The organism is Tenacibaculum sp. L6 (assembly GCF_028823685.1).
Lineage (GTDB): Bacteria > Bacteroidota > Bacteroidia > Flavobacteriales > Flavobacteriaceae > Polaribacter.
In genome coordinates, this window is sequence record NZ_JAPEHZ010000150.1 from 1 (window position 1) to 1,012 (window position 1,012).

Genomic DNA, 1,012 nt, shown 5'->3' on the forward strand with positions numbered 1-1,012 from the left:
TCAGTTTTCTTCGCTCCACCACGACGGCTACGACGAGTACTCTTTTTAGCTTTGTCTCCTTTTGGATTGTATAACTCGTTGTAATCAACTAATTCAACCATAGCCATAGGAGCATTATCTCCTTGACGGTTTCCTAGTTTGATGATACGTACATATCCTCCTGGTCTGTCTGCTACTTTTACAGAAACTTCTTTGAATAATTCTGTAACAGCCTCTTTGTTACGTAAGTAACTAAATACTACACGACGGTTGTGAGTTGTATCGTCTTTAGATTTTGTAATTAAAGGCTCAACAAACTTACGTAAAGCTTTCGCTTTAGCTTCTGTAGTATTGATTCGCTTGTGCTCGATTAAAGAACAAGCCATGTTAGATAACATCGCTTTTCTGTGCGCTGTTTTTCTACCTAAATGATTAAATTTTTTTCCGTGTCTCATGACATTTGGTTTTAGCTCTCATCTTGCTACTACTCTAATTTAGAGGAGCAAAATATGAAAGGTTAATCTTTATCTAATTTGTATTTACTTAAATCCATTCCGAAATTTAAACCTTTGTTAGCCACTAACTCATCTAATTCAGTTAATGATTTTTTACCAAAGTTTCTGAACTTCATTAAATCGCTTTTGTTAAATGATACTAAGTCTCCTAAAGTATCAACTTCTGCAGCTTTTAAACAGTTTAAAGCACGAACTGATAAATCCATATCAACTAATTTCGTCTTTAATAACTGACGCATGTGTAATGATTCCTCATCATATGTTTCAGTTTGTGCAATTTCATCAGCCTCTAAAGTGATACGCTCGTCAGAGAATAACATAAAGTGATGGATTAAAATCTTAGCTGCTTCGGTTAAGGCGTCTTTAGGATTGATAGAACCGTCAGTATCGATATCGAAAACTAATTTTTCGTAATCGGTCTTTTGCTCTACACGGAAATTTTCAATTGCATATTTTACATTCTTAATTGGAGTGTAAATAGAATCTGTAAAAATTGTTCCTAAAGGTGCACCAGCTCT

2 protein-coding genes are annotated in these 1,012 nt (G+C 34.6%); both read right to left on the bottom strand.

The genetic code is table 11. From position 1 onward, the window contains the following. Nucleotides 1–434 (bottom strand): 50S ribosomal protein L17 (rplQ, locus tag OU788_RS12415; protein ID WP_274635450.1); only part of this gene is annotated, 434 nt, incomplete at its 3' end. A gap of 62 nt (nt 435–496) precedes the next feature. Beyond that, nucleotides 497–1,012, bottom strand: a 516-nt coding sequence (locus tag OU788_RS12420; protein ID WP_274635451.1) for a DNA-directed RNA polymerase subunit alpha, incomplete at its 5' end; no start/stop codon positions are given.